27 protein-coding genes are annotated in these 26,771 nt (G+C 69.3%); 3 read left to right on the top strand and 24 right to left on the bottom strand.

Annotated features, from left to right (window positions below; genetic code table 11):
- Nucleotides 1-9 precede the first annotated feature (9 nt).
- From eccA to EL338_RS00325, 14 genes are all read right to left on the bottom strand, one after another.
- Entirely contained in the window at nt 10-1,866 is a 1,857-nt protein-coding gene (eccA, locus tag EL338_RS00390) for a type VII secretion AAA-ATPase EccA (protein ID WP_126331944.1), read from the bottom strand.
- Nucleotides 1,867-1,876: 10 nt separating this feature from the next.
- The gene (gene eccE, locus EL338_RS00385) at nt 1,877-3,415 is read right to left on the bottom strand and encodes a type VII secretion protein EccE (RefSeq protein WP_126331943.1); all 1,539 of its coding nucleotides are present in this window, start codon (nt 3,413-3,415) and stop codon (nt 1,877-1,879) included.
- Nucleotides 3,412-5,061: a type VII secretion-associated serine protease mycosin gene (gene mycP / locus EL338_RS00380; protein ID WP_235666318.1), complete on the bottom strand. Its 1,650-nt coding sequence runs from the start codon at nt 5,059-5,061 to the stop codon at nt 3,412-3,414. Before mycP ends, eccE begins: the two co-directional genes overlap by 4 nt.
- Nucleotides 5,058-6,554 carry a type VII secretion integral membrane protein EccD gene (gene eccD, locus EL338_RS00375; protein WP_126331941.1) on the bottom strand — a complete coding sequence of 499 codons (1,497 nt, stop codon included), beginning with the start codon at nt 6,552-6,554 and terminating at the stop codon, nt 5,058-5,060. The genes mycP and eccD overlap by 4 nt, the downstream gene beginning before the upstream one ends.
- Nucleotides 6,554-7,582, bottom strand: coding sequence for a MinD/ParA family ATP-binding protein (locus EL338_RS00370; RefSeq protein ID WP_308213130.1), 1,029 nt, complete (start codon nt 7,580-7,582; stop codon nt 6,554-6,556). The genes eccD and EL338_RS00370 overlap by 1 nt, the downstream gene beginning before the upstream one ends.
- A 35-nt stretch (nt 7,583-7,617) precedes the next feature.
- Nucleotides 7,618-8,454 carry an ESX secretion-associated protein EspG gene (locus EL338_RS00365; RefSeq protein WP_126331940.1) on the bottom strand — a complete coding sequence of 279 codons (837 nt, stop codon included), beginning with the start codon at nt 8,452-8,454 and terminating at the stop codon, nt 7,618-7,620.
- Nucleotides 8,455-8,524: 70 nt separating this feature from the next.
- Nucleotides 8,525-8,806 carry a hypothetical protein gene (locus EL338_RS00360; protein ID WP_126331939.1) on the bottom strand — a complete coding sequence of 94 codons (282 nt, stop codon included), beginning with the start codon at nt 8,804-8,806 and terminating at the stop codon, nt 8,525-8,527.
- Nucleotides 8,807-8,854: 48 nt separating this feature from the next.
- Nucleotides 8,855-9,175, bottom strand: a complete 321-nt coding sequence (locus EL338_RS00355) for a hypothetical protein (RefSeq protein ID WP_126331938.1) — start codon at nt 9,173-9,175, stop codon at nt 8,855-8,857.
- A gap of 215 nt (nt 9,176-9,390) precedes the next feature.
- Nucleotides 9,391-10,599: a PPE domain-containing protein gene (locus tag EL338_RS00350; RefSeq protein ID WP_126331937.1), complete on the bottom strand. Its 1,209-nt coding sequence runs from the start codon at nt 10,597-10,599 to the stop codon at nt 9,391-9,393.
- Between the two features lie 23 nt (nt 10,600-10,622).
- Complete coding sequence (locus EL338_RS00345; RefSeq protein WP_179967143.1) at nt 10,623-10,943, bottom strand: PE domain-containing protein; 321 nt, start codon at nt 10,941-10,943, stop codon at nt 10,623-10,625.
- Nucleotides 10,944-11,008: 65 nt separating this feature from the next.
- Complete coding sequence (gene eccCa, locus EL338_RS00340) at nt 11,009-15,145, bottom strand: type VII secretion protein EccCa (protein WP_126331936.1); 4,137 nt, start codon at nt 15,143-15,145, stop codon at nt 11,009-11,011.
- A 3-nt stretch (nt 15,146-15,148) separates the two neighbouring features.
- Nucleotides 15,149-16,630, bottom strand: a complete 1,482-nt coding sequence (eccB, locus tag EL338_RS00335) for a type VII secretion protein EccB (RefSeq protein ID WP_126331935.1) — start codon at nt 16,628-16,630, stop codon at nt 15,149-15,151.
- Nucleotides 16,631-16,808: 178 nt separating this feature from the next.
- Complete coding sequence (locus EL338_RS00330) at nt 16,809-17,123, bottom strand: DUF2710 family protein (RefSeq protein ID WP_126336584.1); 315 nt, start codon at nt 17,121-17,123, stop codon at nt 16,809-16,811.
- 82 nt (nt 17,124-17,205) lie between these two features.
- Complete coding sequence (locus EL338_RS00325; protein WP_126331934.1) at nt 17,206-18,573, bottom strand: DUF5631 domain-containing protein; 1,368 nt, start codon at nt 18,571-18,573, stop codon at nt 17,206-17,208.
- Between the two features lie 93 nt (nt 18,574-18,666).
- On the opposite strand from EL338_RS00325, the gene EL338_RS26060 reads away from it, so the two are divergent.
- On the top strand, nt 18,667-18,810 hold the full coding sequence (locus EL338_RS26060; RefSeq protein WP_170217407.1) for a hypothetical protein: 144 nt from the start codon (nt 18,667-18,669) through the stop codon (nt 18,808-18,810).
- 18 nt (nt 18,811-18,828) lie between these two features.
- Here EL338_RS26060 and EL338_RS00320 read toward each other — a convergent pair whose 3' ends face one another.
- From EL338_RS00320 to EL338_RS00295, 6 genes are all read right to left on the bottom strand, one after another.
- Nucleotides 18,829-19,080, bottom strand: coding sequence for a DUF2694 family protein (locus tag EL338_RS00320; RefSeq protein WP_235666578.1), 252 nt, complete (start codon nt 19,078-19,080; stop codon nt 18,829-18,831).
- A gap of 50 nt (nt 19,081-19,130) precedes the next feature.
- Nucleotides 19,131-19,439 carry a type VII secretion target gene (locus EL338_RS00315; RefSeq protein WP_126331932.1) on the bottom strand — a complete coding sequence of 103 codons (309 nt, stop codon included), beginning with the start codon at nt 19,437-19,439 and terminating at the stop codon, nt 19,131-19,133.
- A gap of 10 nt (nt 19,440-19,449) precedes the next feature.
- On the bottom strand, nt 19,450-20,946 hold the full coding sequence (locus EL338_RS00310; protein WP_235666317.1) for a DUF4226 domain-containing protein: 1,497 nt from the start codon (nt 20,944-20,946) through the stop codon (nt 19,450-19,452).
- Between the two features lie 73 nt (nt 20,947-21,019).
- Entirely contained in the window at nt 21,020-21,385 is a 366-nt protein-coding gene (locus EL338_RS00305; protein WP_126331931.1) for a DUF4226 domain-containing protein, read from the bottom strand.
- 50 nt (nt 21,386-21,435) lie between these two features.
- The gene (locus tag EL338_RS00300) at nt 21,436-22,254 is read right to left on the bottom strand and encodes a C40 family peptidase (RefSeq protein ID WP_126331930.1); all 819 of its coding nucleotides are present in this window, start codon (nt 22,252-22,254) and stop codon (nt 21,436-21,438) included.
- Nucleotides 22,255-22,263: 9 nt separating this feature from the next.
- Complete coding sequence (locus EL338_RS00295) at nt 22,264-22,680, bottom strand: WhiB family transcriptional regulator (protein ID WP_126331929.1); 417 nt, start codon at nt 22,678-22,680, stop codon at nt 22,264-22,266.
- A 142-nt stretch (nt 22,681-22,822) separates the two neighbouring features.
- Between EL338_RS00295 and EL338_RS00290 the strand changes: the two genes are divergently transcribed.
- On the top strand, nt 22,823-23,578 hold the full coding sequence (locus tag EL338_RS00290) for a helix-turn-helix domain-containing protein (RefSeq protein ID WP_126331928.1): 756 nt from the start codon (nt 22,823-22,825) through the stop codon (nt 23,576-23,578).
- 76 nt (nt 23,579-23,654) lie between these two features.
- Here the strand turns inward: EL338_RS00290 and EL338_RS00285 are convergent, their stop codons facing one another.
- Genes EL338_RS00285 through EL338_RS00270 form a run of 4 tightly spaced genes read right to left on the bottom strand, consistent with a single transcriptional unit; the run spans nt 23,655 to nt 26,070 of the window.
- Nucleotides 23,655-23,954: a toxin gene (locus tag EL338_RS00285; RefSeq protein ID WP_126331927.1), complete on the bottom strand. Its 300-nt coding sequence runs from the start codon at nt 23,952-23,954 to the stop codon at nt 23,655-23,657.
- A complete protein-coding gene (locus EL338_RS00280; RefSeq protein ID WP_126331926.1) occupies nt 23,951-24,178 on the bottom strand; it encodes a ribbon-helix-helix protein, CopG family in 228 nt (75 codons plus the stop codon). Before EL338_RS00280 ends, EL338_RS00285 begins: the two co-directional genes overlap by 4 nt.
- A 10-nt stretch (nt 24,179-24,188) precedes the next feature.
- A complete protein-coding gene (locus EL338_RS00275) occupies nt 24,189-25,394 on the bottom strand; it encodes a sensor histidine kinase (protein ID WP_126336582.1) in 1,206 nt (401 codons plus the stop codon).
- 22 nt (nt 25,395-25,416) lie between these two features.
- Nucleotides 25,417-26,070, bottom strand: coding sequence for a response regulator (locus EL338_RS00270; protein ID WP_126331925.1), 654 nt, complete (start codon nt 26,068-26,070; stop codon nt 25,417-25,419).
- A gap of 176 nt (nt 26,071-26,246) precedes the next feature.
- Between EL338_RS00270 and EL338_RS00265 the strand changes: the two genes are divergently transcribed.
- The gene (locus EL338_RS00265; protein ID WP_126331924.1) at nt 26,247-26,735 is read left to right on the top strand and encodes a hypothetical protein; all 489 of its coding nucleotides are present in this window, start codon (nt 26,247-26,249) and stop codon (nt 26,733-26,735) included.
- The last annotated feature ends 36 nt before the right edge of the window (nt 26,736-26,771 follow it).

The raw sequence follows: 26,771 nt of genomic DNA, 5'->3' as shown, positions 1-26,771 counted from the left end.
GCGCTCCGGCTACACCTCGATCGGGACGTGCTTCTCCGCGCACGCGTCGCGGACCGCGGCCATCACGTCCTGGGTCCGGATGGTTTCGAGGTCGGCGACGGTGACCGAACCCTTGTCGCTGCGATGCTGGGCGGCCACCCGCGAATCCCGCAGCCGCTCGGCGCGTTCCACCACGTTACGGGCAAACCGGCCGTTCTGCATGACGTCCACGCCGTGGGTGCCGTCCGGGGCCAGGTAGGCGCGCAGGGCCCGGCAGGCGGCGGTCAGCGCCTCGCGCGCACCGGGTTCGATCACCGTCGCCCGCGGCTGCCCGTAACGCACCGCGATCTCCACCAACTCGTCGGGGCTGTAGGACTCGAACCGCAGCTTGCGGTTGAAGCGGCCGGCCAAACCCGGGTTCACGGTGAGGAATTCGTCGACCTCACGCTCATAGCCGGCGCCGATGAAGCAGAAGTCGAAGCGGTGTACCTCCAGGGCCACCAGCAGCTGGTTGACGGCCTCCATGCCGATCATGTCCGGACGGCCGTCGTGGTGGCGTTCGACCAGGCTGTAGAACTCGTCCATGAACAGGATCCGCCCCAACGAACGATCAATCAGCTCATTGGTTTTCGGGCCCGAGGAACCGATGTGCTCACCGCAGAAGTCGGCGCGCTTGACCTCGATGATCTCCGGGTGCCGCACGATGCCCAGGCCGGCATAGATCTTGCCCAGCGCCTCGGCGGTGGTGGTCTTACCGGTACCCGGCGGGCCGACCAGCAGCATGTGGTTGGTCTGGTTGGTGACCGGCAGCCCGTGGGCCAATCGCAGTGCGCGGACCTCGATCTGGTCCTCGAGCTCGGCCACCGCGCGCTTGACATCGGCCAGCCCCACCTGATTGTCCAGGAGCGCGCGGCCCTCCTCGAGCAACTCGGTGCGACGCTCGGCGTTCTCCTCGTCCTGGCGGTCCTCGAGCGTCTGCTCGGTGGCCACGTCCCAGCGGTTGGTGCGGCTGTTGATGGTGGCCTCGTCGGTCACCACCAACCGCAGGTTCGGGTCGGCCAGCGCCTCCTGCGCGGAGGCGATCAGCGCGCCGTTGATCGTCGCCTTCGACAGCGCGACCTGCGCCTTGTCCTCCTCGCCGAGTTGGCGGTGCGCCATCCCGCGGATGTAGGCGAGATCGGCGGCGATCAACGGGAACTCCGCCGGATCGATCGCCGCGACGATGGCGTCGTTGAGGTCCCGGCGCCGCGCCTCGCCGCTGTGCTCGTGCCGGGCCCGCAGTTCGATGCGCCCCGCCCAGTCCAGCGCCACCCGGCCCTGACCGAGGTGCGCCGCCGCGTGCGCCGCCAGGGTGTTGGTCGCCGCGGTCACCGCCGACATGATGATCGCTTGCGGGGGCAACACCGACGCCGCCACCGAGATGACATCGGGCCAGCGTTGCGTCGCGAACATCAGATAGGCCTGCAGGTACTGCTGCCACTGGTGGTTTTCCCAGGTGTCCAGCAGGGTCGAATCACCCAGCAGCGCCTCGGCCTTCTCGTACTGGCCGTCGTCGACCAGGGCTGAGGCCAGCGCCAGCCCGGCGTGCGACGATTCGGTGACCGTGATCGCCAGGTACGGGCCGGCCTTGATGTGGGCCGACAGCGTCGCACCGATCCGGTTGGTCTCCCGGTGCAGGCGCGCCCCGTAGGCGTACAGCTCCTGCAGCGTCGACAGCGCGTCGTCGCCGGCCGCGATGCGGCCCAGCCAGGCGTCGGCCATGGCCGCGTCGGTGTCGGTCGCATCCCGGAACTTCGCCTGCGCGGCGTCCAGGTCGGCCCCGAGCAGGGCCATGCCCTGGTCGAAGTGTCTGCGGGCGGCGGCGGTCATGCTGGTGCTGGTGGTCATCGCTTGCGGGTCAACGCCTTTCCTCGACGAGTTCACGCTCGTCGAACATGCTGGTCGGTTCGGCGGAAACGTAGCGGTTCTCGGCGCGGAACAGCTCCACCTCCACGATGCGGACCCAGCCCGCCGCGCTGACCTCGACCGTTGCCGGGCCGATCTGCGTGATGGTCACATCGGGTGTGCCGCGGGCCGGCTCCCCGGGCCGGCCGATCGAGATGAGTGTGTGGGGCCGCGGCGCCGGCGCCAGCACACCGTCGGTGACGCTGACGGTGGTTCCCGCGGCCGGGCGGGTGCCCTCGGTGACCGCGATGTCCGGCATCCGCACCGTGGCCCACCGCTGCGGGTCCCGGGTGTGGATGGTGATCCGATCGCCGGCACCGGCGGTGCGCACCACCAGCCGCTTGGCGACGGCGTCGTCGGCGGCGATGTGCACCCGGCTGAACTCACCGGGATCGCTGAACGGCAACATCATTCGATCGCCGGCGCCGACCTTGCCGATCAGCACGCCGGAGGCACCCACCGGCACCGGCAACGCGCTCGGTACCCGACCGCGGCGGATGCGCCGCAATGCCGGTGTCGGACCGCACAGGCTGGCGGCCACGGCGGCGGCCTGCTCCCCGGGCAGCGTGCGCAGGAGGACGCTCGGCGGCGCGGTGGGTGGCTGCGTGGTCCGCACCGTCACGGTGGCCGTGGCGGTCCCGTCGGCGAACAGCGTCCAGTTCTGGATGACCCCGTCGACGCGCAACGACCAGGCTTGATCCATGGTCTCGGGCGTGATGTCCTGCGGCCGATACCAATACGTGGTCAGCCACCCGTGGTCGCCGCGCACGGAGCGCCATTTCTGCCTGCCGGCCGCCAGCGCAGCCGACCCGATCCGACGTTCCATCTCCACGATGTCGGTCGCGGTGGCGACCTTGGCCCGCACCCCGCGCCCGCGCAATTCGGCGCTGATCCGCTGGGCGACCGCCAGGGCAGCGGACCCGGCCGAGATCCGCCACTGCAGCGCATCGGCATTGGGGAAGGTGGCGATCCGGGCGATCAACCAACTTTCCCGCTGCCCGGCATACGGTGGCGTGCCGATCAACGTGTCGTAGACCCTTGGATAGTCGCCAGTGGCCCGCCGACGCGCGCCCGCGGTCACCAGGCTCAGCGATTCCACGGTCAGACCGAGGCTGTGCTGCAACAGCTCACGCAGCGCGCCCAGGTCGACGGTGTTCTCGGTGTCCGCGGCCGCCGAGCCGGTGAACACCGTGGGGGTGTGGGCCTTTCCGAGGATCTGCACCGCGACGATCGCGACGTTGTCCTGGTAGCGGACCCCGCCTCCGGAACGGTCGTTGGCGACCGTGATGGGCTCGTCGAGCTCGATCGCGCGATTCCGCCGCCGGAACAGCGCCCACCATGACCACAGCGGCAGCCGCCACCACCGGACCACCGCCACCGACACACCCACGAGAACACCGACGGTCGCGCCGAGGTAGCCGCCGAGGCTCCAGCCGAGCAGCCCGGCGAGGAACACCGCGACGACGACCGCCAACCGTGTGCGCGCGCTCATCGGGCCCGCCGGGCGCGTGCCACCAGCGACGCGATCAACACCGCACCCAATATCGCTCCACCGAAGATCAACGCGGCGTTGCGGGCCCGGTGATCGGGTGGCTCCGGCGGCGGGGGCGGCACGACGACACGGGTATGGGAGCCCGGCGCCAACCGTTCGCCCGGCGGCACGTTGAACGTCAGGGCGGCCACCGGATCCACCACGCCGTAGCCCACCTGGTTGTCGACGCCGCGGGGCGGATTATGCGAGGTCTGACGGATCCGGTTGATCACCTGATGTGCCGTCAGTTCCGGGAATTTGGCGCGCACCAGGGCCGCCACCCCGCTGACGTAGGCGGCCGAGAAGCTGGTGCCCCAGAACGGGGTGTTCGGCTCGCCGGGCCGGCTCGGCGGATAGGCGTTGACCGGGCCGCCGTTCTGCGGCGACAGGCCGATGATCCCGACGCCGGGCGCGGCGGCCGAGACCCACGGGCCGGCGAGGCTCTTGGGCAGCGGTGCCCCGGAGTTGTCGACCGCACCGACGGACAGCACGTAGTCGGAGAACCACGACGGCGAGGACACGGTCTTGACCTGCCGCCAGTCGCGGGGATCGTCGGTGTTCAGCGGGTCGAACAGCGGGTTCTGCGCGCAGCCCTCCTCACCCTCGTTGCCCGCCGCGGCCACGATCACCGCGTCCTTCACGGTCGCCGCGTGCCACACCGCCGCGCCCAGGGCCCGTTGGTCGAGCGGATCCGCGGACGAAACACACGACGTCACACTGATGTTGATCACCTTGGCGCCCATGTTCGCGGCATGCACGATGGCCTGGGCCAGCGACGCGATGGTGCCGGCCTTGCGCCGCGCCTCGTTGTCCCCCGGCTGCGGGTCGACGAATTCGTAGGCCCGCGAGGACTGCCTGATCGCGATGATCACCGCGTGCGGGGCGACGCCGGCCACGCCGTCGGGCGCCTCCGGCGGGGGCGGCGGCACCGCCGGGTTCAGCGGCGCATCCGCCAGTGCCGGCCCACTCGCGGGTGCGGCCGGGGGTGGCGGATCCGGCGGCGGTTCGGGCGGCGCGGGCCGGATCTCGGTGACCGTCACCGGGGCCGGCGGTGGCGGCGGTGCCGGGGGCGCGGGCTGCCCGGCCGGCGGCGGCGGGGCGCCCGTCACGGGGGCGGGACCGTCCGGCGGTGGGAACGCGGGACGCGGCGGCATGGGGGCCGGCATCGGCGTTCCCTGCGGCGCCGCACCGATCAGGGACGCCACGACGGTCCCGTGCGCGTCGCAGTCCAGCAATCCATCGCCGCCCATGATGTAGTCGCCGCCGGCGACGACGGGCAATCGCGGGTTGGGGTTGACGCCGGTGTCGATGACCGCGACCGGCACGCCGTTGCCCGTCGAGAACTCCCAGGCCTTCGCGATGTTGAGCATGGTGAACCCGGGGGCGGTCACCGACACGTTGGGATCCTCGACCGTGATGGTCTGCGCGCACATGTTGCTCTGCCGCATCGGCTGCTCCGGGCCGGGCCGGCCGTCGGCCGGGACCAGGGCCGGATCGACCGTCGGCGGTGTGATCGCCTGGGCCATCGGCATGTTCGCGCTCATGGCGACCAACAGCAGCGCGCCGGCCGTCGACCCCACCCGTCGGCCGCGCCTGGCGGCGCTCATCGCATGCGCACCCATGTGAACAGCCCCCCGATCCAAGCGGCCAGCGGCAACGCGGCCACGATCGCCAACAGTTCCAGCCATTCGGCCAGCATCCGCACCAGCGGGGTGAACCGCGTGACCGGCACCAACAGCCCGGCCAGCAGGCCCAGCCCCGCGAAGCCGGCCAACACCAGTGCGCCCCACAGCACCGCGCTGCCGGAGTCGGCCGGCGCGGCCAACACGTACTTCACGACACCTACGCACACTGCGGCCGCGGCACCGCACACCAGCGCCACCGCCTGTTGCTTGGCCGCAAAGCTGCGGCCCCGGCTGATGAAGATGAGCACGAACAACATCGCCAGCACGGCGGCGGCGTTGCTCTTGGGCTGACCCGGCATCAGCGTCGCCCAGACGGCGACGGGCATCGCCAGGGCCGCGGCCACACAGATCCCGGTGAGGACCTGGTTGGCCCGGCGGGCCGCCGCGGCGATCTCCGCGCCGCGCGGTGTGGTGTCCGGGCTGACCTCCGACTGCTCGACATCCTCGTAGTCATCGTCGGCCACCGGCTCCACGGCATCCACCGGCAGTCCGTCGCTGCGGCGGAACAGATCTCGTCCGGTTATGGACCCGAAGTGCGGCGGGCGGATCCGCGCGGACCACAGCGCGAACGTCGGCGCCAGCGTGACCAACATCAGCAACGCGATCAGCCCGCACATGCCCAGCCACTGGGCCGGGATCGGCCGCCACATCCGGGCCAGCGCCACGGCACCGCCGAGCGCGCACAACGTCACGATGGTCGCGCCGACGGTGACGTGTCGTTTGGTCAACGCCATCAGTCCGCAGGTCATCGTCAGCAGCGCCAGGGCCGCGATGAACACGTGCGCGGAGCCGATGGCCCCCGGTGCCGCGGCACCCAGGGCGGTCGCCAGCAGCGGTATCGCCGGCCAGGCAAACCCGCTGAGAAGATCGTGGCGTTGCGGCCACCACCTCGCGACGGCACCGGCGCCGCCGGCCAGTAGCAGCCCGAACGCGCCGGTCACGATGGTCGGCAACAGCGCATCGTCGACGTGGCGGTTGCGCAGCGCCATCAGCAGGATGGTCGCGGCGCACAGTGCCGTGATGGCGATCGCGGTGTGTGCCGCGGTGGCCGCGGTGACGGGCTCGAAGAGCCGCTTGCCGACCCGAGCCAGTCCCGTGGACAGCGATTCATATTGGGGTTCAAAGGAATCACCCTGCCCGGCAGGAGCCAATACCAGCGTGGTGCCGTCCTCGACCCCGAGTTCATCAAGGGTCTTCGTGACCTCGAGCCGGGTGCCGTTGGCCCGCTGCAACTCGTAGCCGAGGCCGGACTCCAGACCGCCGAGGCCGCGGCGTTTCAGTTCCGTGTCGAGCAATTCGACGATGTCGTCGATGAACACCTCGACCGGGACCGACGCCGGATACACCTGCGAGATCAGGTGTTCGCCACAGACCACGGCGACTGCGCACCGGGCCGGAAAGGAAACCTTGGTCATCACCGCGGCCGATCGGCGTCCGGGGTGTACTTGTCGGCGATCGCCGCGGTGATCTCGAACAGCCGCAGCCGGGTGGCCTTGTTCACCTCGTGCTGCACATCGATGATCCCGCCCTTGGCCAGATGCGCGTCGTACGGCATGAATTCGACGGTGGCGCCGGACTGGCTGAAGCGTTCGACCAGGTACTTGCGCGCCTCGTCGTCGTACTTGTTGCGGCTGTCGTTGAGGATCACCATGCTGCGGGAAACCAGTTCGTGGTAGCCCAGCGAGCGCAGCAGGTCGATGGCCCGGGTCACCGGCAGCGAGGTGTCGGCCGTCAGCCCGGACACGAACACCAGGGTGTCGCAGGCGTCGAAGACCGCCTTCATCACCGGGTGTTCGAGGTCATCGGCGGTGTCCACCAGCATCACGTTGTGGGTGCGCCGCAACCGCGACAGCACCCCGGTGAACATCGAGGGGACCAGCGGCCGCGGCTGATCCGAGGCGCGGTTGCCGGCCAACACATCGAGGCCGACGGCGTTCTGGCCCAGGTGTTCCCGGATGTCGGCGTAGCCCTGTACATCGGTGTCATTGAGGACGGCCGAATAGTCACCGGGTGGCGTCTCGTCGATCCGGCCGGCCAACGTGCCGAACCCCGGGGCGGCGTCGATCGCCACGACGTTCTCCGGCCGGCATTCCCGGAACACGGCACCGATGGACGCGGTCATCGTCGTCTTGCCGACGCCGCCCTTGCCGGAGATGACGCCGATGACGTACTGCTTGCGGATGTGCCGGCGGATCCGCTCGCGGAGTTCCCGGTAATGCCGCTCGGCCGGCGACTCCCCGAAGTTGATGGTCTTGAACGACGCCAGGTAGACGAACTTGCGCCAGCCGGAGCCCGGCGGAATCTTGCGCGGGGCCACCATGTCCGAGATCCGCAGCGACCCCGAGACCGAATCCGGGTGGCGGTGGAACGCGCCGCCGGATTCCGGGTGTCGCGGCTGCTCGTGACCCGGCGAAGGGGCCGGCTCATTCCATGGATTCGTCACGATTTTGACGCTAACACGCGTGCGAAGGTACTCACTTACACAACCTTTCGGTACGAATACCAGTCATCACTGGCCGGAATTCCGCGCAGGATCTGCGCAACCGCATTCGAAATGCATTTGGCCGAACCGGGACTCACCATGAACCACTTCTTACCGCCGCGCTGCACGGTCTCGTACACCACGCGTCCCTCCGGGGTGTCCACGATGGCCGTCGACAGGGTGCCGCACACCGCACGCGTGGCCGACCCGGTTTCCACGCCCGACTGCACCGCCACGATCGAGGCCTGCGCCGACTGACCGGGGTCGCCGGCGAGCATCAGCAGTCGGATCTGGTCGGCGTCCAGCGATTGGTTCAACAGGTGGCGCCGCAACGTATCCCGGTCGCGGACCGTACTCAGGAGGGCCTCGGACGCCAGCGTCACCGGGCGCAGCGGCGCGGGCGCCTGTGTACCGCAGAGTCTGTCGATCTGGTCGGTGACGATGCGGCTCGCCGCACCCTCGGCCGTCGCGGTACCGGCCGGGCTCACGCGGATCAGGTGTTCGGTGCGTTCGATGGCGACCCACCACTGTGCGTAGCGGGCCAACAGCACCCGGCGGGGCAGTCCGTCGTGATCCGGCGTCGCGACGTGGATCAGCAGGGCGACGTCGCGACGCGCGATCACCGTGAGCCATTCGAGCACCGGCGCGTCGACGACGCCGTCATCGTCGATGACGCCCTGTTCCCGCAGTTCGGCGGCCATCGGGTGGTCGAGCGCGGCCTGTTTGGTCTCGACGCTGGGCAGGTGCGGTCGCAGACCCAGCTCGGGCGCGAGCACTTCGATACCCGAAAGCACCTGCAGGACAAGCAGTCCGTCGACGGTGGTGGTCAGCATGAGGCATTCCCCCCGGACATGCGGTGGGGTGCGCGCCTACGCACGCACCCCACCGGGCGAACAAGTTGGTTCAGAGGCCCGCGGCCAGCGCCGCATCCTGGGCCTGGGTGTTACCGACCACCGTGTGGACAGTGTTGCCGAATCTCAGCACCGTCTCGACCAGGTGCTCGAACGCCTGCATGAACTGGGTCTGATGTTCGGCATACGAAATCGCGTTGCCGCCGTCGAAGACGCCGAGCAGGGCCGTGGTCCGGTTGTGGACGTTCAGGTGGTCATCCCCCATCCCGGCGGCGTTCTGGATCACCTGGTCGGCCGCGGCGATGATGGCGGGGGCGTTGTACGTGATTTGCATGGGGATTCTCCTTGGGAATCGGGTTGGGTCGGAGGGGTTCTCGGCGACTCAGCCGCCGTGGACGGCCCTGATGGCGTTGATCGAATCGTCTTCGTTGCTTTCCATGACGTCGGCGGTCTTGCCGAGGTGTTCGGCCAGCCACGTTCCGTGCGTGGTGATCTTCTGCAGATCCGCATTGATCTCCGAGATGGTCTGCACCGCCATCGAGGCGGCCGGACCCCGGAATGCGGCACCCATGAGATCCTCGATCAGGCCCAGGCACTGATTGCCCAGTGCGGTACTGCTGTCCATCGCCGTGATCACCGCGGACATGGTCTCCCGCAGTTCCTCCGGTGGGATGTCGACGTTTTGTCCATTCGTTGTTCCCATTGTGTCCCTCTCCCTTTGATTGGTTCCCCCCACTCCGTGGGGACTTGGTTGTGAGTCTAAGTGCGTTCCGGACGGTGTCACTTCACCAATTGGCAAACGCCATCAGCGCAATGTGACCGCCGCGTCGACCGCCGAATGTCCGTTGTGAACACCGTGGATAAAGAGAATTCGCGGGAATTCTCCGTTCGGTTCGATGCCGCTGACCGTCGGTCCAGCTAATCCTTGTCGGTGCGGTCCCCCTCCGTCACGATGCGTGCCCTGGTCACCTGCTCCTGGGTGCCCTCGCCGCCCTGTGCCCGGGCCAGCATGCCCGCCGGACCGAGCGGCATGGCCCCGCCGCCCGGCGCCATCGCCGGGCCGCGGACATCGCCGGCGTGCAGCAGGCCTGGCGTCCGCAATCCCGTTGCGCGCCCGCCGTTCTCCTGCGAAAAGCCGCTCGACGGGCGCACGTAGTTGGTCAGCCCCTGGGCAGTGCCCCCAGGTGCGGCACCGCCCCCGCCGCCGCCCATCGCGGTGCTCAACCCGGTCGCGGGCACCCCGCCGCCGGCCGGCCGGATGGCCTCGGCCGCGGTGGTCGCATTCGGACCGCCCATCGCACCGCCGAACATCCCGGTCAGACTCTGGACGGCGCCCATCGCGGGCTGCATGAGAGACGTTGGCGCACCGAGGATTCCCTCGAAGGCCTTGGGCAACGTGTCGAATGCCTGCTGGGCCGGTCCGAGCGCCTGCTGCGCGACGTCCATGAACGAACCCGCGCCGTTGCTGCCGGCCGAGGAGGCCTTGCCGGCCGCCTCGCTCGAGACCCGCATGGCATCGCCCGCGGCGGTGGTCGCCGCCGTCTCCGCCACCGCCGTGGCCGCCGCGGCCGGCATTGCGGGCGCAGCGTTCTGCGGGGTGAGGGGCGGCGGGATCGCCAATGTCGGCATCAGGGCCGTCAGCGTGGCGGAGTAGGTGGCGCCGGTACGCGCGTTGTTGGGCCAGAAGTTTCCGAAGTACTCCAGGTCGCGCTCCGCGATCGGGATGCCGAACACCGGGAAGACCGCGTTCATCGCGCAGTACATCGCCCATTCCTCCCGATTGGTGATGCACAGCGCCGCGGGTACCATCGTGGAGTAGGCGGTGGTGAAGGCGTTCACCGCGGTGGAGATCAGCGGCGGCTTCTCGGCGAGCCAACCGAACAGCAGATGCGCGACGGTGTTCAGGCCCGTGGTCGTCGCCGTGGAGGCCGTGCTGGCCGCACCCTGGAATTCCGCGTTGAGCGCGACCATGTTGGCGGTCGACACGCCCGCGGCGGTCTCGGTCGAGGCCATCTCGGCGGTGTAGGCCGCCAGCGCCGCCATCATGCTGGGCAGGCCGCCCGGGGCCGCCTTGAGCAGCAAATCATTTTGCTCGGGCGTCCGCAGTGCCCATCCTGGGTCGATCATGACATCTCGCTCGGCATCCGGCGCTAGAGCGCGGTCCTCAGCGCCAAGGCCGCTTCCTGACCGACCTCGACCGCCTCGAACGTGGCGCCCGCGATGCCCTGCGCGCCGGCAAACATGCCACGCTGCGTCGTGTGCTCGGCGATGGCCCCGACATAGGCGGCCCCGGCGGCCCGCAGAGCATTGGCGAAGGCGATCGACGTGACGTCGCCCGCCATCTCCAGAATGCCGACCAGGGCCGCTGACGCGGTGCCCGCGCTGGCCCCCTGCGCCGCGCTGACGCCCGCCTCGGTGGCCGACGAAAGTCCGACCATGGACGGTGTGACCTCGAACAGCGGATTCGACATGATGTCACCTCTCTTGTTGTTGCTCGGCGGGTTAGCTGCCCTGTCAACTGCGGTATTGACTGAGCCTAAGTTGCGTTGGGTGGTGGTCCGGACACTTTTTCGGGGGCTGCGGCGGAGCCGGCGTCGGGCTGACCGACCAGGATTCCTTCGATCTCGCCCTCGGTGGAAACCAGCTGCCCGCGGCCCGCTGGCAGCTGCTGAGCCGAGATCCGGCCGTAGACCTTCACGGCGGTCGGATCGTTGTCCATGAACAACGTCGGCGTCCGCGAACTCGTCAACCGCTGCAGCAACGGATTCATCGCCGATGCACCGGCCCAGTTCCCCGGCAAACGCGAAGCGATGACGTGCAAGCCGACCTCGCGACTGCGCTCGATGAGCGGCAGCAGCGGTGCGATCGCGGCGGGCTTCCCCAGCACCGCACCGTTGGGCCGGAGTTCCTGTTCGTCGTCGATCAGGACGAAGTAGTGCGGCCCCTGCCACGACGTGCGGGTCAGCAACTCCTCCTGGCTCAGCCCCGACGGCGGGAGCCGGTCCTGAAGTTCGGCGGCGAGCGATTCGAGCACCTGGTCGACGTCCTCGGCGGTGTAGGCGTACGCGCGAACGTGCGGGCCCTGCACCTTGCCGATCAGGCTGGTCTTGGGATCGATGATGAAGATCTGGGCCTGTTCGGGGGACAGCGCCGCCATGACCGACTGTCCGACCGCGGCCAGCGTGGACGTCTTGCCGCAGCCCTGCCGACCGACCACCAACAGGTTCGGCGTCACCCGGGACTGCAGGCTGACCGGTTGCAGCGCGGTCTCCCCGAGTCCGAAGGGGATGTTCCACGGATCGGCGGCCGCCGGCAGCGCGCGGTGGGCGGCGACGATTTCGCCGAGCGGGATGCGGTCCGGCAGGCGCACCAGCGCCTCGACCCGGTCGGCCCCGGTGACGCCGGCGATCACCCGGCCCACCTGGCGAGTCCCGATTCGCTCGCCGCCGGGTCCGGTGATCTCCGGGATACCCACCAGCAGTTCGTGACTGGTCCGGGTGATGCCGAACCCGGGGCGGTCCAGCACCCGGCGGGCGGCCTTGCGATGCTCGATACCGGTGTTCATGGCGGTCTCGTCGGGATTGCTGAGCCGCAACTCGATGCGGGCGTTCGACACCCCGACCAGGGCTTGGCGCTGCCCGACCAGCCAGCCGGTGGCGCTGGTCATCACGTGCACGCCGTAGGACAGGCCCTGGCGTGCGAGTGCGATGACCCGGTCCCCGACGGCCATGTCCTTCTCGTAGAGATCGCCGAAGTTGTCGACCACCAGGAACACGTCACCGAACTTGTCGTCCGGGTCGGTCCCGCCGCCACCGGCCGCGCCGAACCGGCGTTCGCGGAACTCCGAGATGTCGATCTGATAGTGCTTGAACGCGGCCTCGCGCGCCCGGATCAGCCCCTCGATGGTGGCGATCGTGCGCGAAACACCCTCGGTGTCAGTCACGCTGACCACGCCGGCGACATGCGGCAGGTCCTCGATGGCGTACAGCGTCGCCCCGATGCAAAAGAAGGTCACCCGCTCGGGCCGGTACATCAGCGACGCCGACATCATCAGCGTCATCAGCGCGGAGGACTTCCCACGCTGGGCGGTCCCGACGACCATGACGTTGTCCATCTCGACGTCGAGCACGTGCACCGTCTGCTCGTGGTCCTCCGGGATGTCGACCACGCCGATGGGAATCACCAGGCCAGGGTTCTGGCCGTAGTCGACGTGCCATGGCCGGCCCCGGTAACGCTGCACCAACGCATCGGCGCACTCGGATTCCTCCAGGGGAGGCAGCCAGATCTGGTGCGGCGGTCGGGCCGGATGGGCCAGCAGCGAGTCGCGGATGACCTCGAGCAGCTTCTTCTTCTTGAAACCGTCGGCGTGATAGAGGAACTCGTCGGGCTCCTCCGGTACGTCGGCCACGGCCAGCGCCGCGCTGTCCTCCTCGGACAGCGGCTGGTACTCCCAAGTCAGCGCCCGCGGTTGCCGGAAGCTCAGGTCGATCGTCTTGCCCACCGTGCTGGCCTTCTTGGGCAGCACGTACGGCGCCGAGACGTAGAAGCAGCGGAACTGCTCGAGATCGCGGGGCCCGACCTTCAACAGCGCGTAGCCGTTCTTCTGCGACGGCAGGTGCAGCGCGGCGTCGCTGCCGATCACGTCACGGGAGTCCTCCGCGGTCTCGGCGCGCAGCGCCACCCGGAACGCGATGTTGCTCTTGGCCTTGCTCAACGAGGATAGATCGAGCCGTTGCCCACCGAGGGTGAAGAACACGTTGCAGCCGCGCCCCTCCTGCCCGATGTGGATGACGAGGTCGATCCAGTCCTGATGATGATGGAACAGCTCGAGGTACTCGTCGATGATGACCAGCAGGATGGGGACGGGTTCCAGGTCGCGACCCGCCAGCCGCATCTCCTCGTACTCGTTGGCATCGCGGGCGCCGGCCTCCTTGAACAGCCGGTAGCGCCGGGCGATCTCACCGTTGATCGCCTTGCGCATCCGCTCGGCGAGGTGCCGGTCGTCCTTGCCGAGGTTCGACAGCGAACCGGCCACGTGCGGCAGGCCCTCGAGGTCCTGGGCCGCGGACTCGAACTTCATGTCGACGAAGATGACGATGAACGTCTCCGGCGAATGCGTCAGCGCGATGCCGTTGCACAGCGACAGGAAGTACTCCGACTTACCCGAGCCGGACGTTCCGATCACCACGGAGTGGAAGCCGTAACCGCCGAAGTCCTTGGCGCGCAAGATGATGTGTTCGAGTTCCCCGTTGGGACGCACGCCCACCGGCACCATGCCCCACTTGGGGTCCCCGCGGCCGCGCCGCTCGGCCCACAGCCGGTCCACCTCGAGCTTGCGGGGGTCGTTGATGCCCAGCAGGCGCAACAGCTCTCCGCCTTGGCTGTCCGTCTCCGAGAGCTCGCCGGCGGTGGTCGGCGACCACCGGGCGATGGCCCGCGCGTAGCGGTCAGCGGTGCTCTCGGCCAGCATGTCGGCCGCGGCGTAGAAGGCGTCGCGGTGCCGCAGACGCCCCTCGCGCAGCTCGAAGCGTTCGTCCTCGTCGGTGAATCCCACGCCGACGCCGGGCCGGGTTGCCAACCGCAGCACGGTGATCCCGGCCATCCCCTTCTGGCCGGTGACGCCCTCCCACTGTTCGGGGGTCCCGACGTTGTCGTCGACGATCACCCAGTGCGGGCCGAGCGCACTGCCGCCGGTGCCCTCCATCGGCGAGGGCATCGACAGCGGGCTGCTGCCCGACGGTGGCGCCCACGGTCCGCGGCCCTTGCGGTGCAGTTCGGCGTCCAGCGCGACCTCGAGGTCCATCGGCGAGGCGAACACCAGCCGCCGCAATCCGCAGGCGTCGAACATCTCGTCGTGCTGATTGTGCGGCAGCCACACCAACCATTGCCAGGCCTCGGGGTGGCGGGTGACCACCATGATCTTCAAATCCCCGGGGCTGTGGTAGACGGCCAGGGAGCACAGCGCCGCGCGCAGCACGGCGTGCAACTCGCCCATGTCGTCGCCGAGGAAGCTGAAGCCGGGTTTCGAGCGCAGGCTGAGTACCTTGCCGATGCCACGAATCTTGCTCTGCTCCAGGATGAAATCGCGCAGCGCACGCCCGGTCACGGGTTCGAGTTCCTCGCCGACGGGCACCTCGGGCCACTGCAGCGAGACCGCGGACTCGTTGGATTGCTGAACCCCGATCCCCAGGCGGACGTCGAGGAAGTCGTCGTCGGCTGCGCGGCGCTCCCACATCCGGGGCCCGCCGATCACGGTGTCCAACTGCTGCGGATCGCCGTGCACGAACAACTGGCTGCGGCGTTGGTCCTGCGCCGCGCGTTGGATCTCGTCGCGGTCCTCGTCGAGTTGGCGCATGTAGATCCGGCGCTGCTTCTCCTGCTCGCCCCAGGTCATCTTGCGGCCGCGCCCGAACCGGCCGCTGAACATCATGGCGGCGAAGGCGACCAACCCGATCATCGGAAAGAACCCGCCCCGCATCGAGCGGGCGCCGGAGGTGTACATCACGACCAACGTGCCCAGGATCGCGACCAGCAACGCCGGGATCGCGATCATCAGCAGGATGTTGCGCGGTTCCCGCTCGGGCAGTTCCAGCGGCGCGTTGACCGCCACCCGCGCCGGCGGCACCGACGGTGCGGGCTTGCGCGGCGCGCGGACGAATCCTCTCTTGGACATCGACTAGCCTCCCACTGCCGGAACTCGGGCCGCGGTGCCGCCGCCGGGGAGGGTGTCCCTGACCAGCAACGCATCGTCGCGACTGATCGCCGGGCCGGCCGCGAACGTACGGACGATCGGCCACGGCGCCTGCACCGCGGCGCCCGGGTTCAGGCCGACGGCATTCAATGTTTCGTTGTCCCAGCTGATTCCGTACCGCACACCCTGCGGGGAGATCCAGTACAAACTTTCCCGGGTGTCCGAGGTGACGACGCCGCTGGTGGTCGCGACGAAGTTGGGCGCGCCCGGCAGCAGCAGCGTCTGGTCGGCGATCACCGAGTCGGGATGTCGGTCGTCGCGCACGAGCTTGACCAGGTGCGAATCCATACTCGGCGACACCGGCAGGCCCTTGCCGTTGTACACCATCACGGTGGCCTGTCGATCGGTGGACATCTTCTCCCAGCCCACGCAGGTCACCGGATTGGCATCGGTGTCAACGAAGTTCAATCGGTTGTTCGGGTAGAAGCCGATGTTGAGGATGTCGACGTCGGGGATGCCGACCAGCTTGTCCGGGGTGACCAGCAGCGGTGCGGTCGAGGTTTGCGATACGGCGGTGCGCAGCAGATCGGCGACGAACGCGCTGATCTGCTGCACGCCCTCCGGTAGCAACACATAGAAACCGCTGACGGTGCCCGCGGCATCCTTGCTTTGCAGCACCGTGCCGACGGCGGCATCCGGCAGCCACCTCGAGGGCCGACCGAGTTCCGAGATCGCCGGAACAACAAGGGGTTCGGTGGCGGGCAGCGCGTCGAACAGCGCGTTCGACATCGCCACCGGGCGCGTCTCACCGGGATCCAGGCCCAGGTTGAAGGTCAGCGAGCGGTCCCGCGGATCGATGCGGGAGCGTTGTCCGTTCCACAGGATGTAGGTGGCGCCGCCGTGGGTCGCCAGCACCGCCTGGTCCGGGCCCATCGGCGCGGCGCGACCGGACCGGGACAGCATGCCGGCGATCGAGGTCACCACCGGGCCGGCAGCGGTATTGCGCGCGGCGGCGGTGTCGCACACCGACCACGCCGAGACTCCCCCGCCGGTGACCGTGAGGTCGTCGGGGGCTCCGGGAATGCCGATCCGCGGTCCGGTTGGAAACTTGTCTATCTCAGCGGATTTCACCCAGGTGGGCGCGGCGTTGGACCCGGTGGCCAGGCGCGCGGAGGTCAGATTCAAGGCCGGGTACAGCCGGCCGTCGACCTTGGCGTAGACCGCGCCGGTGTCGCGATTACCGATGATCGCGGAGTCGCCGACCAATCCGGCCGGCTTCAGCAGATGGAGCAATGCCATCCAGCCGACGCCGATCAGGACGAAAACAATCGAAAGAGCCAGGGCCGCATGCTGTTTGCGGTCATCGTGCTTCATCCGCACGGAGAATCGCGTGATCGCCGCTTTGAGCCTCCTGTTGTAGAACAGGTGGCCTGAATTCTGGTCCCGGTTGGACAGATTCAACGGCACGGTGGAGGTCCTTTCGGCGGGCGACCCGCGTCGCCTCGCACCGAATGCGTCGTCGATGGCGCTTCGGCTGCCTCTTCACGATATCGGCGCCCAGACCCCCGCACTGACACCAATTTCTTGGCTCGGAGACTGTCCCCGAGCCGCACTCCATCGCGGTACGCGTCGCGCTGGGTGCCCATCAGTGCAGGCTGCCGCCGTATCGAGCGGCGTTGTCGGCCACCGCTTCGTCTCTAAGCGCCGCGAACGCCAGATTGAGTCGTTCCGCGAGCTCGGTGTGGGAGTACTCGGTCGCCCGAGGATGCAGGCTCAACTCCACGAGCCTCCCGTCTGCGTTGGCAACCGCATGAATGTCCCCCAAATCAACGGCGAAAGTAATTCGCTCGGCCTCTTCCACGAGCGCTTCCCATTTGTCAGCTGCGTCGCTCAACTCGCGGAGAACTGCTTCGACGAGAACCTTGTCAGCGCGCTCTTCCGCGCCTCTGGCCCCCGACACGGAAGACAGTATGTGGAACTTGTCCAGCAACGTCAATTCACTCGTTGAGAGTTTGCCCCAGAAGGCAACAGCAGCACCACAATTAGGGCTGCTGCCCCCAACCCTCGACTTTCACTGCCGTCAATTCGATGTACCAGGCGAAATGGTAGTTCGCGGCCACTTGATCCCCGCTGGCGATCGCCTCGGTTGCGGCCAACAGCAGGCAGTTGCAGAACAACCGGTCCCCAACGTCGGGATACTGGGAAAACACCTGGTAACGCGCGGTATCGAGATGCACACGGAGCACGTCGAGTTCGGCATCGACGACGCCGGTCCCGGCCGCGCCCGCTTTGGCCATGGTGTGCACCATCCGGGGCAGTCCGTCGCGCCAGTGCGTCGCCTCCGCGAGCCGCCAACCGAGGTCCGGCACGGCCTCGAGCCGGCGCACATCGAGGTCCGGGGAGGTCACATCGAGGTCCGTCGGCGACGCGAACCCGTCCCCCGGTCGATAAGTCAACCTATGTTCAGTGTGACCAATGATGTCGTTGAGATTTCCCCGGCGGCGTTGCGGGAGTAGCAGTTCCACGCCCGCTGGCAAGCTCACGCCGGGCGGTATCCAGCCGTGGGCGAGGTCGGTGGCCAGCACCGTGGATCCATCGGATCGGTCGCCGACCGCCCACGCCAGGCCCGGCTCCTGACGGGCGACGAAGGTGAGCAGCCGGCGCAGGCGGCTGTCGGAGGATTCGACTTGTGTGGCCGCGACGGCCTTGTCCCGCCGCGGTGCGGGCGGCGTCGGCGGGTCCGGCTGCGGCGTCGGCATCCGCACCGGGGCCGGCGGGTCCGGCGTCGGCTCCGGTTCCGGCGTCGGCTCGGGCATCCGCACCGGGGCCGGCTGCGGCTCCGCCAGGGGATCGGATTTCACGGTGGCCCAGTCGATTTCGGGCGCCTCCGAGGGAGGCGGTGGCACATCTGCGGCCATCTCGGGCGGGGCGGCCGCGGTCGGGCGCTCCGCGTCGTGGTGCTCGATGACCACGGTGGGCTCCGAGTGCTCGCGGCGCACGACCCGGGTGGGCTCGTCAGGAACCGTGCCGAGGCTCAGGTACTCGGGCTGAAAACCCAAGGGCTCCTGGCGCAAATGCCGGATGGTGGACTCGACGCGAAGTACCGCGAACGCACGGGCCACGTTGATGACCCGGGCCTCCTCCGCCTGCCGGGCCGGTTCGGCCAGGCCGGCCTCGTTGATCTCCCGCAGCTTCTGGTTGGCCGAGTCGGCGATGCGGTGCAGATCGTTGCGGAGATAGGCTGCCAGGGAGGCGGTTTCGGGGCGGGGCTCATTGAGTTCGGTTGGCCACAGGCCGCCGAGCACCCACGGGGTGCAGTCCACGGGGGTGCGGAACGCCGGGACCGACAACGCCTGCTCGGTAGCCCTGCGCATGCGCTTGCGCGCACTTCTCCTGCCGAAGATCGCCACCCGGCAATCGTACTGGCGTCCAGGCTGGGGTCACTTCACAGTTTCCGGCAGGGTGAATTGTGCGCCCCGATCCGCCTCGGTACCGTCGCACGCATGGCAGATTCGCTGCTCCAGCAGCAACTGGACGAGGTTCGCACGCTACTCGCCCAGGCCCGCGAATTGTTCGGACAGCATCCCGTCGAGCCGCCCACCGGGATCGTCCCGCCGCCGGACACCGTGCAGAAGTGGGTGCACTGACCGGTCCGGTCGCCGCGCTCAGGATTCGGCGGTCAGCCGGTGCTCACGCAGTTGCTCGATGGCGTGCACCAGATCGGCAGGTCCGGGGATCTCGTCGGACGGCGTATGGCCCGCGGCGATGATCTCGCCGCGCACCTCCATGAGTGCCTTCAGGTAGGACACGTCGGCCGTGCGCAGGATGGCCTCGGCCAGGGTCTGGGCGTCGGTCGACATCGCCGGCTCCGCCAGCACCACGCTGTGCAGGTAGCCGCCCCGACAACTGCGGAACATGATGTGTCCGCTGGGATGCACGGCATCGAAGTCGGGATTCGGGTCCGCGGTCACTGCGAATCCCGGACCGCGCGGATCTGCTGCGCGGCATCCTGTTCGCCGGTCTCCCAACTGGCCGCCGCGTGCTCGAGATAGCGCGCCATCTCCACGTGGTCCTCAGCCTGCTGCTCGTAGCAGGCGCGGCGTTGCTCCAGCAGGGCACGGCCGGCGTCGCGCAGGTCGGCGAAGATCGGTCCCAACGAGTCGAGGCTCTGCTGGATGTCGTGATGGGTCTCCGGAACCACGCGCAGGTGCTCCGCGGCTCGGGCGTGCTGGACTGCGGCCGCACGAAGGTTGTCGAGGTCGACATTGATCTCCATCAGCTACTTCCTATCGTGCGGGCTCGGCCGGCGCGGCCGGGCGGGTCGGTGCGGGCGTGTCTGAGCTGTTCGGTGTCGTGGCCGACGGCGCGGTCTCCCCGGCGGCGGCCGGCGGATGCAGCCAGCCTAGGAAACTGGGGCCGCTGATGGCAGCCACCGGGCGGATCTGGCCGTCGAGCAGCGCGCGATCCCGGTCGATGGCCAACGCCTGGCGATCGGTGAACATCGCGACGTCGCCGGTGCCGACGCGGGCCGGATCCACCGGGTGCGGCACCGGGGTGCCGGGAGGCGGGATCGGAAGGTCTTCCCGCTGAAAGGCCTCCCCGATCGGGGTGCCCGCCAGGGCCGCGGTGAGGACCCGGGCCAACGCCGGGGTGGGTGCGGTGATCTGTTCCCCGCCGGGCAGTTTCACGACGGCGGATTCGGGCTTGTCGGGGGCGGCCTTCTCATCGGTCTGCTCGGCGTCCTTCTCCGGGTCTGCGGCGTCCAGCTCGGCGACGTTCTCGTCGTCGGCTTCGGGTGGCGCCTCGGCGGCCAGCGCGGCCTCCTCGGCCGCCAGCAGGTCGGCCAGGCCGAGCCCGTCGTCGCGCGCCGTGCCGCCGCGGGGCAAGGGCAGGCCGCTCGGGGCGCTCAGCGGTGGTGCGCCGCCGGCCGGAAGTGCCGCGGCGGCCGGCAGCGTCGGCGCCGGCAGCGGTATCTGCGGTACGGGCGCACTCGCCGTCGCCGGCGCAGGTGCGGATGCCGGCGCGGCGGGCAGCAGACCTGCCAAGGGGTCACCGAACTCCAGGGGCAGATCGGCGCCGTACGGCGGCAATTCGGCCGGCAAGGGGGACGCCGCGGGCGCGGTCGCCGGGGCCGGGTTGCCCTTCGGTACCGGGACGGCCTTCTCCTGGGCGGCCTTGTCCTGGGCGGCGTCATTCGGCGCGGCATCCACGCGCTTGCTCGACTCGTAGAGTGCGGTCCACGCGGTGGCCAGCGCGGCCTTGGAGCGGTCGTCGAGGCCGGCCTCCTCGATCACCCGGCTGATGTGGCGCAGCTTCCCAACCAGGAACCGCTGGAAGTCCCGGGCACCGGCGGGGGTGTCCAGATCGGTCCGGGTGCGCACGGCGTCGTCGATCTCACGCTGTAATGCGCGCAGCGTCTCGGCCCCCGCCGTGCTGGTGGCGTGCGCGTTCAGTACCGCCGAGATCACCATCAGGTCCAGGGCCGCCGTCGATGAATTCTGCTGCGCCAGATCGCTTTCGGCCTTCTTGATGGCGGTGGCCGCCGCTCCGGTCTGGGCCGGGCCCGGCCCCGGGTGGGGCGGCGCGGTCGGAGCGAACACCGAGGGGTGCTGGGCGCGGATCTTGGCGAGGATCGGGGCCAGCGCCGGCTCGTCGCTTCCCATGCCGTAGAGGAGCGCCGTCTGGATCTCGGCCGGCGACAATCCGGTCATCCAGGCGTTCGGATCACCGGTGCTGCCCCGCAGTTGCTCGAGGACCGCCTGGAACTGGTTCTGGGTGGTCACCGGGCTGCCTCCATGTCGCGGACAGTACGCACGGCCCCCAGCGGTGACAATTCACCTTGGCCGCGCCGGTGGACTACTCGGCGCGACCCGAGTTGTAGTGCGCCACCATCTCATTGAGCACCGCCGCCTTGGCCTCGGCGTCGGCGGCGGCATCGGCCACCACCGTGTGGATCTCGCGGAGTTTGTCGGCCAGCAGGCGGTGCGCGGCACGCACGCCGGCCGGTGTGTCGAGGGCGAAGTCTGCCTCGTTCTCGACCAGCGCCTCGACTTCGGACTCGATGCCGTCCAACCGTTTCCGCGCGGCCACCGCGGACGCGTGCGCGTCAGCGACGATGGCGGACAACGCTCGGTCGGCACTGGCCACGGCGCTGTGCCGGGCGAGCAGTGCCGTCTGACGGGCATCCAACGCGGACACCGCCTGCCCCCCGAGCTCTGCCATGTCCTCAAGCTACTCGCGTGCTTCGGCGGCAACAATTCACCGCGGTTCCCTCACGGCACGGGCCGGCGAATTACCACGTCCTGGCCGAGCGGACTGATCTTCACCGAGGCGCCGGCGTACGGGGCCTCGACCACCATCCCGTTGCCGATCGCCATCTGCACGTGGCCCGCGTGGGGGAACACCAGATCGCCCGGCCGGACCTGCGACCGCGGGACGGCCACACCGTCGTCGATCTGGTCGTAGGTGGTCCGGCCGATCCCCACCCCGGCCTGCCGATAGGACCACTGCACCAGACCCGAGCAGTCGAAGCGGTCCGGGCCCGTCGCCCCCCACACGTAGGGCCGTCCCAGGCGGGACAGCGCCGCGCGCACCGCGGCGGCGGCCCGCCGATCACCCGGCGCGAGTTTGGCCCCGCCCGCCAGAAGCGCGCGTCGACGTGCGCGATATCGCAATGCGCGCAGGATGGCCAGCCGCAGCGCGGCCCGGCGTCGTGCCGCGCTGACGTGCCCGTGCTGCGCGCGCAGCCGGGCGATGCGGCGGCGCAACGCTTCTCGTTGGGCCACCGGTGAGTCGACGGGGATGCGGTTGTCGGCACGGGCCGCTTCGAGCACCCGCCGGGTGTGCGCGTAACCGTCGGCGTGGTCGCGGCGGGCGTCGGCGATCACCGCGGTCAACGCGCGGTCGGTCGAGGCCGATGCCCGCAGCATCGCGGCGCTGCGCTGCGCGTCCTGTGCGTAACGCGCCATGGCCCGACCCGCGCCCGCCGCGATCGTCGACGGGCGGTCCGACACGCTGAGCGCCGGCGGGTTCGCCGGCGCCGTCGCCGCGAAGAGTTGATGCGCGCGGACGAGGGCGTCCAACTCCGTCATCGTCGTGGCTCAGGCCGCGGACACGGTGCCGACGGGACCCCCGAGATGAAAGACGGTGGCCACGGCCGGGATCGGGTGGTGCTGACGGCGTTCCAGCAGGGCGGCGTTCTCCGGCAGTTCCCGGGCGTTGATCTCGCCGGCCGCGATGCGGCGCAACGTCTCATGGGCCCGCTCGAGCTCACCACGTTTGCGGTACTGGTTGCCCGGGAGCTTGATACCGGCCCAGACGCCGAACTCCACACCGTGTTCGACGGCACGCCGGGCGCACTGGCGCTGCAGGGCCAGCGGGCAGCGACGCAGGCACAGCGCACGGGCCTCGAGTGCGGCCGATTCGTAGCTGCGCGCCTTGGCGGCTCCGTCGGTGCCGTTGTCGTCGGCGTAGCCGAACCACAGATCGGGGTCGTCGGCACAGGGGTTGCGGTTCATGCACTCAGCTCCTCTCGCGGAAAACGTGACGGAAGCGTATATGCGTATCCGGGACCTGGCAAGCAAAACGTAGGTAAAAACGTATATGTAATTCAGGACGGGGCGGTGTGTATACGATTCAACGCATGGCGGGAGGGTTCGGATGAGCCGCGAGGCCGCCGGCGCGGCCCTGCGGTCGGTGCGCGAGTCCCGGGACTGGTCGCTGGCCGATCTCGCCGAGGCGACCGGCGTCAGCGTCATGGGCCTGAGCTACCTCGAGCGTGGCGCTCGTAAGCCGCACAAAAGTACAGTTCAGAAGGTAGAAAACGGCCTCGGCCTGCCGCCGGGAACCTACGCCCGGCTGCTCGTCGCCGACGATGCGCTTGCCGAGGTCAACCGAGTGCTCACCGAGCACTCACCTGTGATCCCGCGTCGCGACACCGCGGCCGTGATCGTCGACCGTGGTACCGATACCGCGGTCTTCGAGGACTACGCGGAGGCCCAGCTCGAGGCGCTGACCGCCGTGATCGAGCGCCTGCCCGCCCGGTCGGATTCCGGATACGAAAACATAGTGCGCTCGGTCATCGCGCAGTGCCTCAAGGCCGAGCGCCTGGCCGCCAATTCCTGGAAGGTGGCCGTGACGTCGGGCGCGGACGCCGGTGCGGCGCTGCTGGGCCACGTGCGGGCGCTGGAATCCATTCGGCGGGCGCTGCTGGATCGGCTCTCCGAGAGCCTCGGCGCCCAACTCGACCGCGCCTGTGCGCACTCCGGCCTGCCGGAATCGGTGATCGCCGGCCTCTTGGGCCTGCCGGTCGAACAGATCTGGGACATCCGCAACGGGTCGGCGGCGCTACCGCCGAACGCCGTCGACCGGATCCGCGCGTTCATCGCCGATGTGGACCGCAACCGGGGTCAGTAGAAGACGCGGTCCAGGATCGCTCGCGGGATGCCACATCCTGGCTTGCCCGGTCGTAGCGACATGGTGTCGGCAACTCTCATAACAGAGCCGTCAGGACGGTCTTCGTTTCATGCACCGCGTCGGCACCGATGTTGCCGATCGGCGCGTCGAGCGCCACCACGGGAAGCCATTGGACCAGTTCGGGTACTACGACACCGCGCGGCCGCTCCGTCGCCACGACCATCGCCATCGTGTCGGCGGGAATCTCGCCGGGGATGAACGGGCACGTGATCACACGGCCGGTGTTGGCCGTCAGATGCATTGAGTTCGATAGCACCGCGACGTACAGCTCGTGCTCGGTGTCGAGACGCGGCGCGACGTCGCCTGGCCTCATCACAGACCAGCGGACCGATTCGCTTGGTAAATCATCCCCGCGTAGGAGTCGATGTCGAGCATCGGGACGGTTTGCGTCGTATAGCTCTCCAGCGCGAGTCGCACGCTCTCGTTGCGCAGAGCCTGCTCGATCATTTCCGACCGGTTCAGCCCGGCTGCGGCAGCGTGAGCGTCCGCCGCGGCGAGCACGGCTGCGTCCACCGTCACCGATATCTTGTCCTTGGCCATACTCGTCATCCTACTTCGGGTAAGACATCTTGGAGGCCGATCCTTCCGGGTCCATTGCCTCCACCGGCGAGGTCACGGTGACCCTGGTGCCGGCGCCGACGACGGAGTCCACCGCCATGGATCCGCCCATCGCATCGAGGCGCACCAGCAGCGACGCCAAACCGATGTGGCCCTGCGCCACCCGCTGCTCGACGACGGCCGGGTCGAACCCGGCGCCGTCGTCGCCGATCACCAGCACGACGCGCTCGCCCTGCCGGAACAACCGCACCGTGACCACGGTGGCCGACGCGTGCTTGCTGATGTTGTTCAGCAGCTCGCGCGCCGCCCGGAACAGGATCGCCTGGCTCGCAGGTTTACCGACGTCGTCGAGTTCGGCTTCGACGATGAAGTCGCCGCGACTGTCGTACTGGCGCACCAGTTCTCGGACCGCGGCGGTCAAACCCAGCTGAGCCAGCACCTGGGGGTGCAGCGCGGTCACGGTCGAGCGCATGCCCGCGGCGGTGTCCTGCAGCGCGGAGTGCACCATGTCCAGCGCGGGGTCGGGGGCGCGTTCGCGGAGTTCGTCGACCTCGAGGCGCGCGGCCAGCAGCGTCTGCAGCGGTCCGTCGTGCAGGTGTTCGGCGAGTTCGCGGTTCTGTCGTTCCTCGGCCTGCGCGGATTCCAACACCAGCCGCCGCCGCACCTCCAGCAACGCCAGCACTCGATCGGATCGGCGAGTGAGCACCAGGCACAGCGCGCTGGTGGCCGCTGCGAGCCACAGCAGGAAGCCGAACTGGACGTAGACCACCCGCGTCATCTCCACGGTGGCGTCGCGCATCGAGAAGATCCACCAGACCACCAGATAACCCACGGCCGTGCTGATTCCGAGGGTGGCGGTCAGCGCCGGGCGGTCCTGGAAGGCCACCGAGATGGGCAGCACCAGGAACAGCGGCAGCAGCTCCGCGGTCGCGCCGCCGGAGGCCACGCACAGCGCCAGCACCGCGATCACGTCAATGGCCGCCGAGACCCACGGCCCCCACCGCGGCACCGGTCGCCGGAGCACGAACACCAACCAGCTCAGCGCCGCAACGCAATACACCGCCAGCACCACGCCGTAGAGCACCGGCAACCAGTGCTGCACGCCGGCGACGTAGATCCGCAGCAGCATCAGCACGATCAGCGGTAGCCGCAGGATCGCCCACACCCGTACGGGTTCGGCCGAAAGGTGCTCGACCATGCGAGCCGGCGAGTCCAGCACGCTATTCCAGCAGCCTGCGCCGCATCGCCTCGGCAACGGCCGCGGCGCGGTCGCCGACCCCGAGCTTCTCGTACAACCGCTGCACGTGGGTCTTCACGGTCGACGGCGCCAGGTACAGCTCCTCGGCCATCGCCGGGATGCTGCGTCCGGCCGCGATGAGCCCGAGCACCTCGCGTTCCCGCGGACTCAGGACCGGCCCCTCGGGCTCGCTGCGCCGCCGGATCTCCCCCGCCAGGCCGCTGGCCAGACCCGGCGCCAGCACGTCGCGGCCCTTCGCGCAGTTGTGCACGGCATCGACGATCTCCGCGCGGGTCGACTCCTTGGATAGGAATCCCGCGGCGCCCTGTTCGAGCGCCTGGTAAACGATGGGCGACTCATCGTGGGCCGATACCAACAACACTCGCGTCGGCAACTCGTCGCGGCGGACGGCGGCGGCCACCTGCGCCCCGTCCAGGTCGGGCATCCGGTAGTCGAGTAGCGCCACGGCCGGCAGGTGCGTCCGGATCAGTTCCAGTGCGGCCGCGCCGTTGTCGGCCTCGGCCACCACGTCGACGGTGCCGCTCGAGGTGAGCGCGCGCACGACCCCCTCGCGGAACAGCGGGTGATCGTCGGCCACCACGACGCGTACTTTCTCGGTCCCGTCCGCGCCAACCATGCCGAACAGCTTTCCAAAGCAAACACTGTCTGTCCTCCGATCGGGGGACATCGGATTCATCCCCCGCACTGGCCGTTCGCCCGACAGACATCGCGGCGGCCAGGCGGCAGAGTTTGTCTCGTACCGGAGCACACCGGAACGGATAGCCAAAACAACACTCACCCAGGAGAATTGACATGAGCACTCAGATCATCCGCCGCTTCACCAGCTACATCGCCATCCCCGCCGTTTCCGCCGGCATCCTCGGCGCGGCCGCGGTCGGCCTGGCCGGTGTCGCCGGCGCCAGCACCGAGCCCACCCACGACGGCGGCGCGCTCGCCTCGGTCCAGGAGACCGAGACCCGGGCTGCGCTGGCCTCGGTCCAGGAGACCGAGACCTCCTGCTGCAAGGCGGCGCTGGCCTCGGTCATGCCCAAGGCGGCGCTGGCCTCGGTCGCGCCGGCCCCGGAACTGGCCTCCGTGATGCCCAAGGCGGCGCTCGCGTCGGTCATGCCCAAGGCGGCGCTGGCCTCCGTCGCACCGGCCCCCGAGCTGGCCTCGGTCGAGAAGCTCGCCTCGGTGAAGCCGAACGGCGACCTGGCCTCCGGCGAGACCAAGGCCAGCAAGGCCGAGACCAAGGCCAAGAAGGCCGGCGAGACGCGGGCCAGCAAGACCCGGGCCAAGTAGGTCCGACACAGCCGACCCCGTACCCAAGACCCTCCC

The sequence above is a fragment of the Mycolicibacterium chitae genome, from assembly GCF_900637205.1.
In the GTDB taxonomy this organism is placed as follows: Bacteria; Actinomycetota; Actinomycetes; order Mycobacteriales; family Mycobacteriaceae; genus Mycobacterium; species Mycobacterium chitae.
This window is presented reverse-complemented; position numbering and strand designations above follow the sequence as displayed.

Bases quoted from the DNA above. Each gene is read 5' to 3' on its own strand.
- eccA (WP_126331944.1), bottom strand. From the start codon at position 1,866: ATGACCACCAGCACCAGCATGACCGCCGCCGCCCGCAGACACTTCGAC.
- eccE (WP_126331943.1), bottom strand. From the start codon at position 3,415: ATGAGCGCGCGCACACGGTTGGCGGTCGTCGTCGCGGTGTTCCTCGCC.
- mycP (WP_235666318.1), bottom strand. From the start codon at position 5,061: ATGAGCGCCGCCAGGCGCGGCCGACGGGTGGGGTCGACGGCCGGCGCG.
- eccD (WP_126331941.1), bottom strand. From the start codon at position 6,554: ATGACCAAGGTTTCCTTTCCGGCCCGGTGCGCAGTCGCCGTGGTCTGT.
- EL338_RS00365 (WP_126331940.1), bottom strand. From the start codon at position 8,454: ATGCTGACCACCACCGTCGACGGACTGCTTGTCCTGCAGGTGCTTTCG.
- EL338_RS00360 (WP_126331939.1), bottom strand. From the start codon at position 8,806: ATGCAAATCACGTACAACGCCCCCGCCATCATCGCCGCGGCCGACCAG.
- EL338_RS00355 (WP_126331938.1), bottom strand. From the start codon at position 9,175: ATGGGAACAACGAATGGACAAAACGTCGACATCCCACCGGAGGAACTG.
- EL338_RS00350 (WP_126331937.1), bottom strand. From the start codon at position 10,599: ATGATCGACCCAGGATGGGCACTGCGGACGCCCGAGCAAAATGATTTG.
- EL338_RS00345 (WP_179967143.1), bottom strand. From the start codon at position 10,943: ATGTCGAATCCGCTGTTCGAGGTCACACCGTCCATGGTCGGACTTTCG.
- eccCa (WP_126331936.1), bottom strand. From the start codon at position 15,145: ATGTCCAAGAGAGGATTCGTCCGCGCGCCGCGCAAGCCCGCACCGTCG.
- EL338_RS26060 (WP_170217407.1), top strand. From the start codon at position 18,667: ATGGCAGATTCGCTGCTCCAGCAGCAACTGGACGAGGTTCGCACGCTA.
- EL338_RS00320 (WP_235666578.1), bottom strand. From the start codon at position 19,080: ATGTTCCGCAGTTGTCGGGGCGGCTACCTGCACAGCGTGGTGCTGGCG.
- EL338_RS00315 (WP_126331932.1), bottom strand. From the start codon at position 19,439: ATGGAGATCAATGTCGACCTCGACAACCTTCGTGCGGCCGCAGTCCAG.
- EL338_RS00305 (WP_126331931.1), bottom strand. From the start codon at position 21,385: ATGGCAGAGCTCGGGGGGCAGGCGGTGTCCGCGTTGGATGCCCGTCAG.
- EL338_RS00300 (WP_126331930.1), bottom strand. From the start codon at position 22,254: ATGACGGAGTTGGACGCCCTCGTCCGCGCGCATCAACTCTTCGCGGCG.
- EL338_RS00295 (WP_126331929.1), bottom strand. From the start codon at position 22,680: ATGAACCGCAACCCCTGTGCCGACGACCCCGATCTGTGGTTCGGCTAC.
- EL338_RS00290 (WP_126331928.1), top strand. From the start codon at position 22,823: ATGAGCCGCGAGGCCGCCGGCGCGGCCCTGCGGTCGGTGCGCGAGTCC.
- EL338_RS00280 (WP_126331926.1), bottom strand. From the start codon at position 24,178: ATGGCCAAGGACAAGATATCGGTGACGGTGGACGCAGCCGTGCTCGCC.
- EL338_RS00275 (WP_126336582.1), bottom strand. From the start codon at position 25,394: ATGGTCGAGCACCTTTCGGCCGAACCCGTACGGGTGTGGGCGATCCTG.
- EL338_RS00270 (WP_126331925.1), bottom strand. From the start codon at position 26,070: ATGGTTGGCGCGGACGGGACCGAGAAAGTACGCGTCGTGGTGGCCGAC.
- EL338_RS00265 (WP_126331924.1), top strand. From the start codon at position 26,247: ATGAGCACTCAGATCATCCGCCGCTTCACCAGCTACATCGCCATCCCC.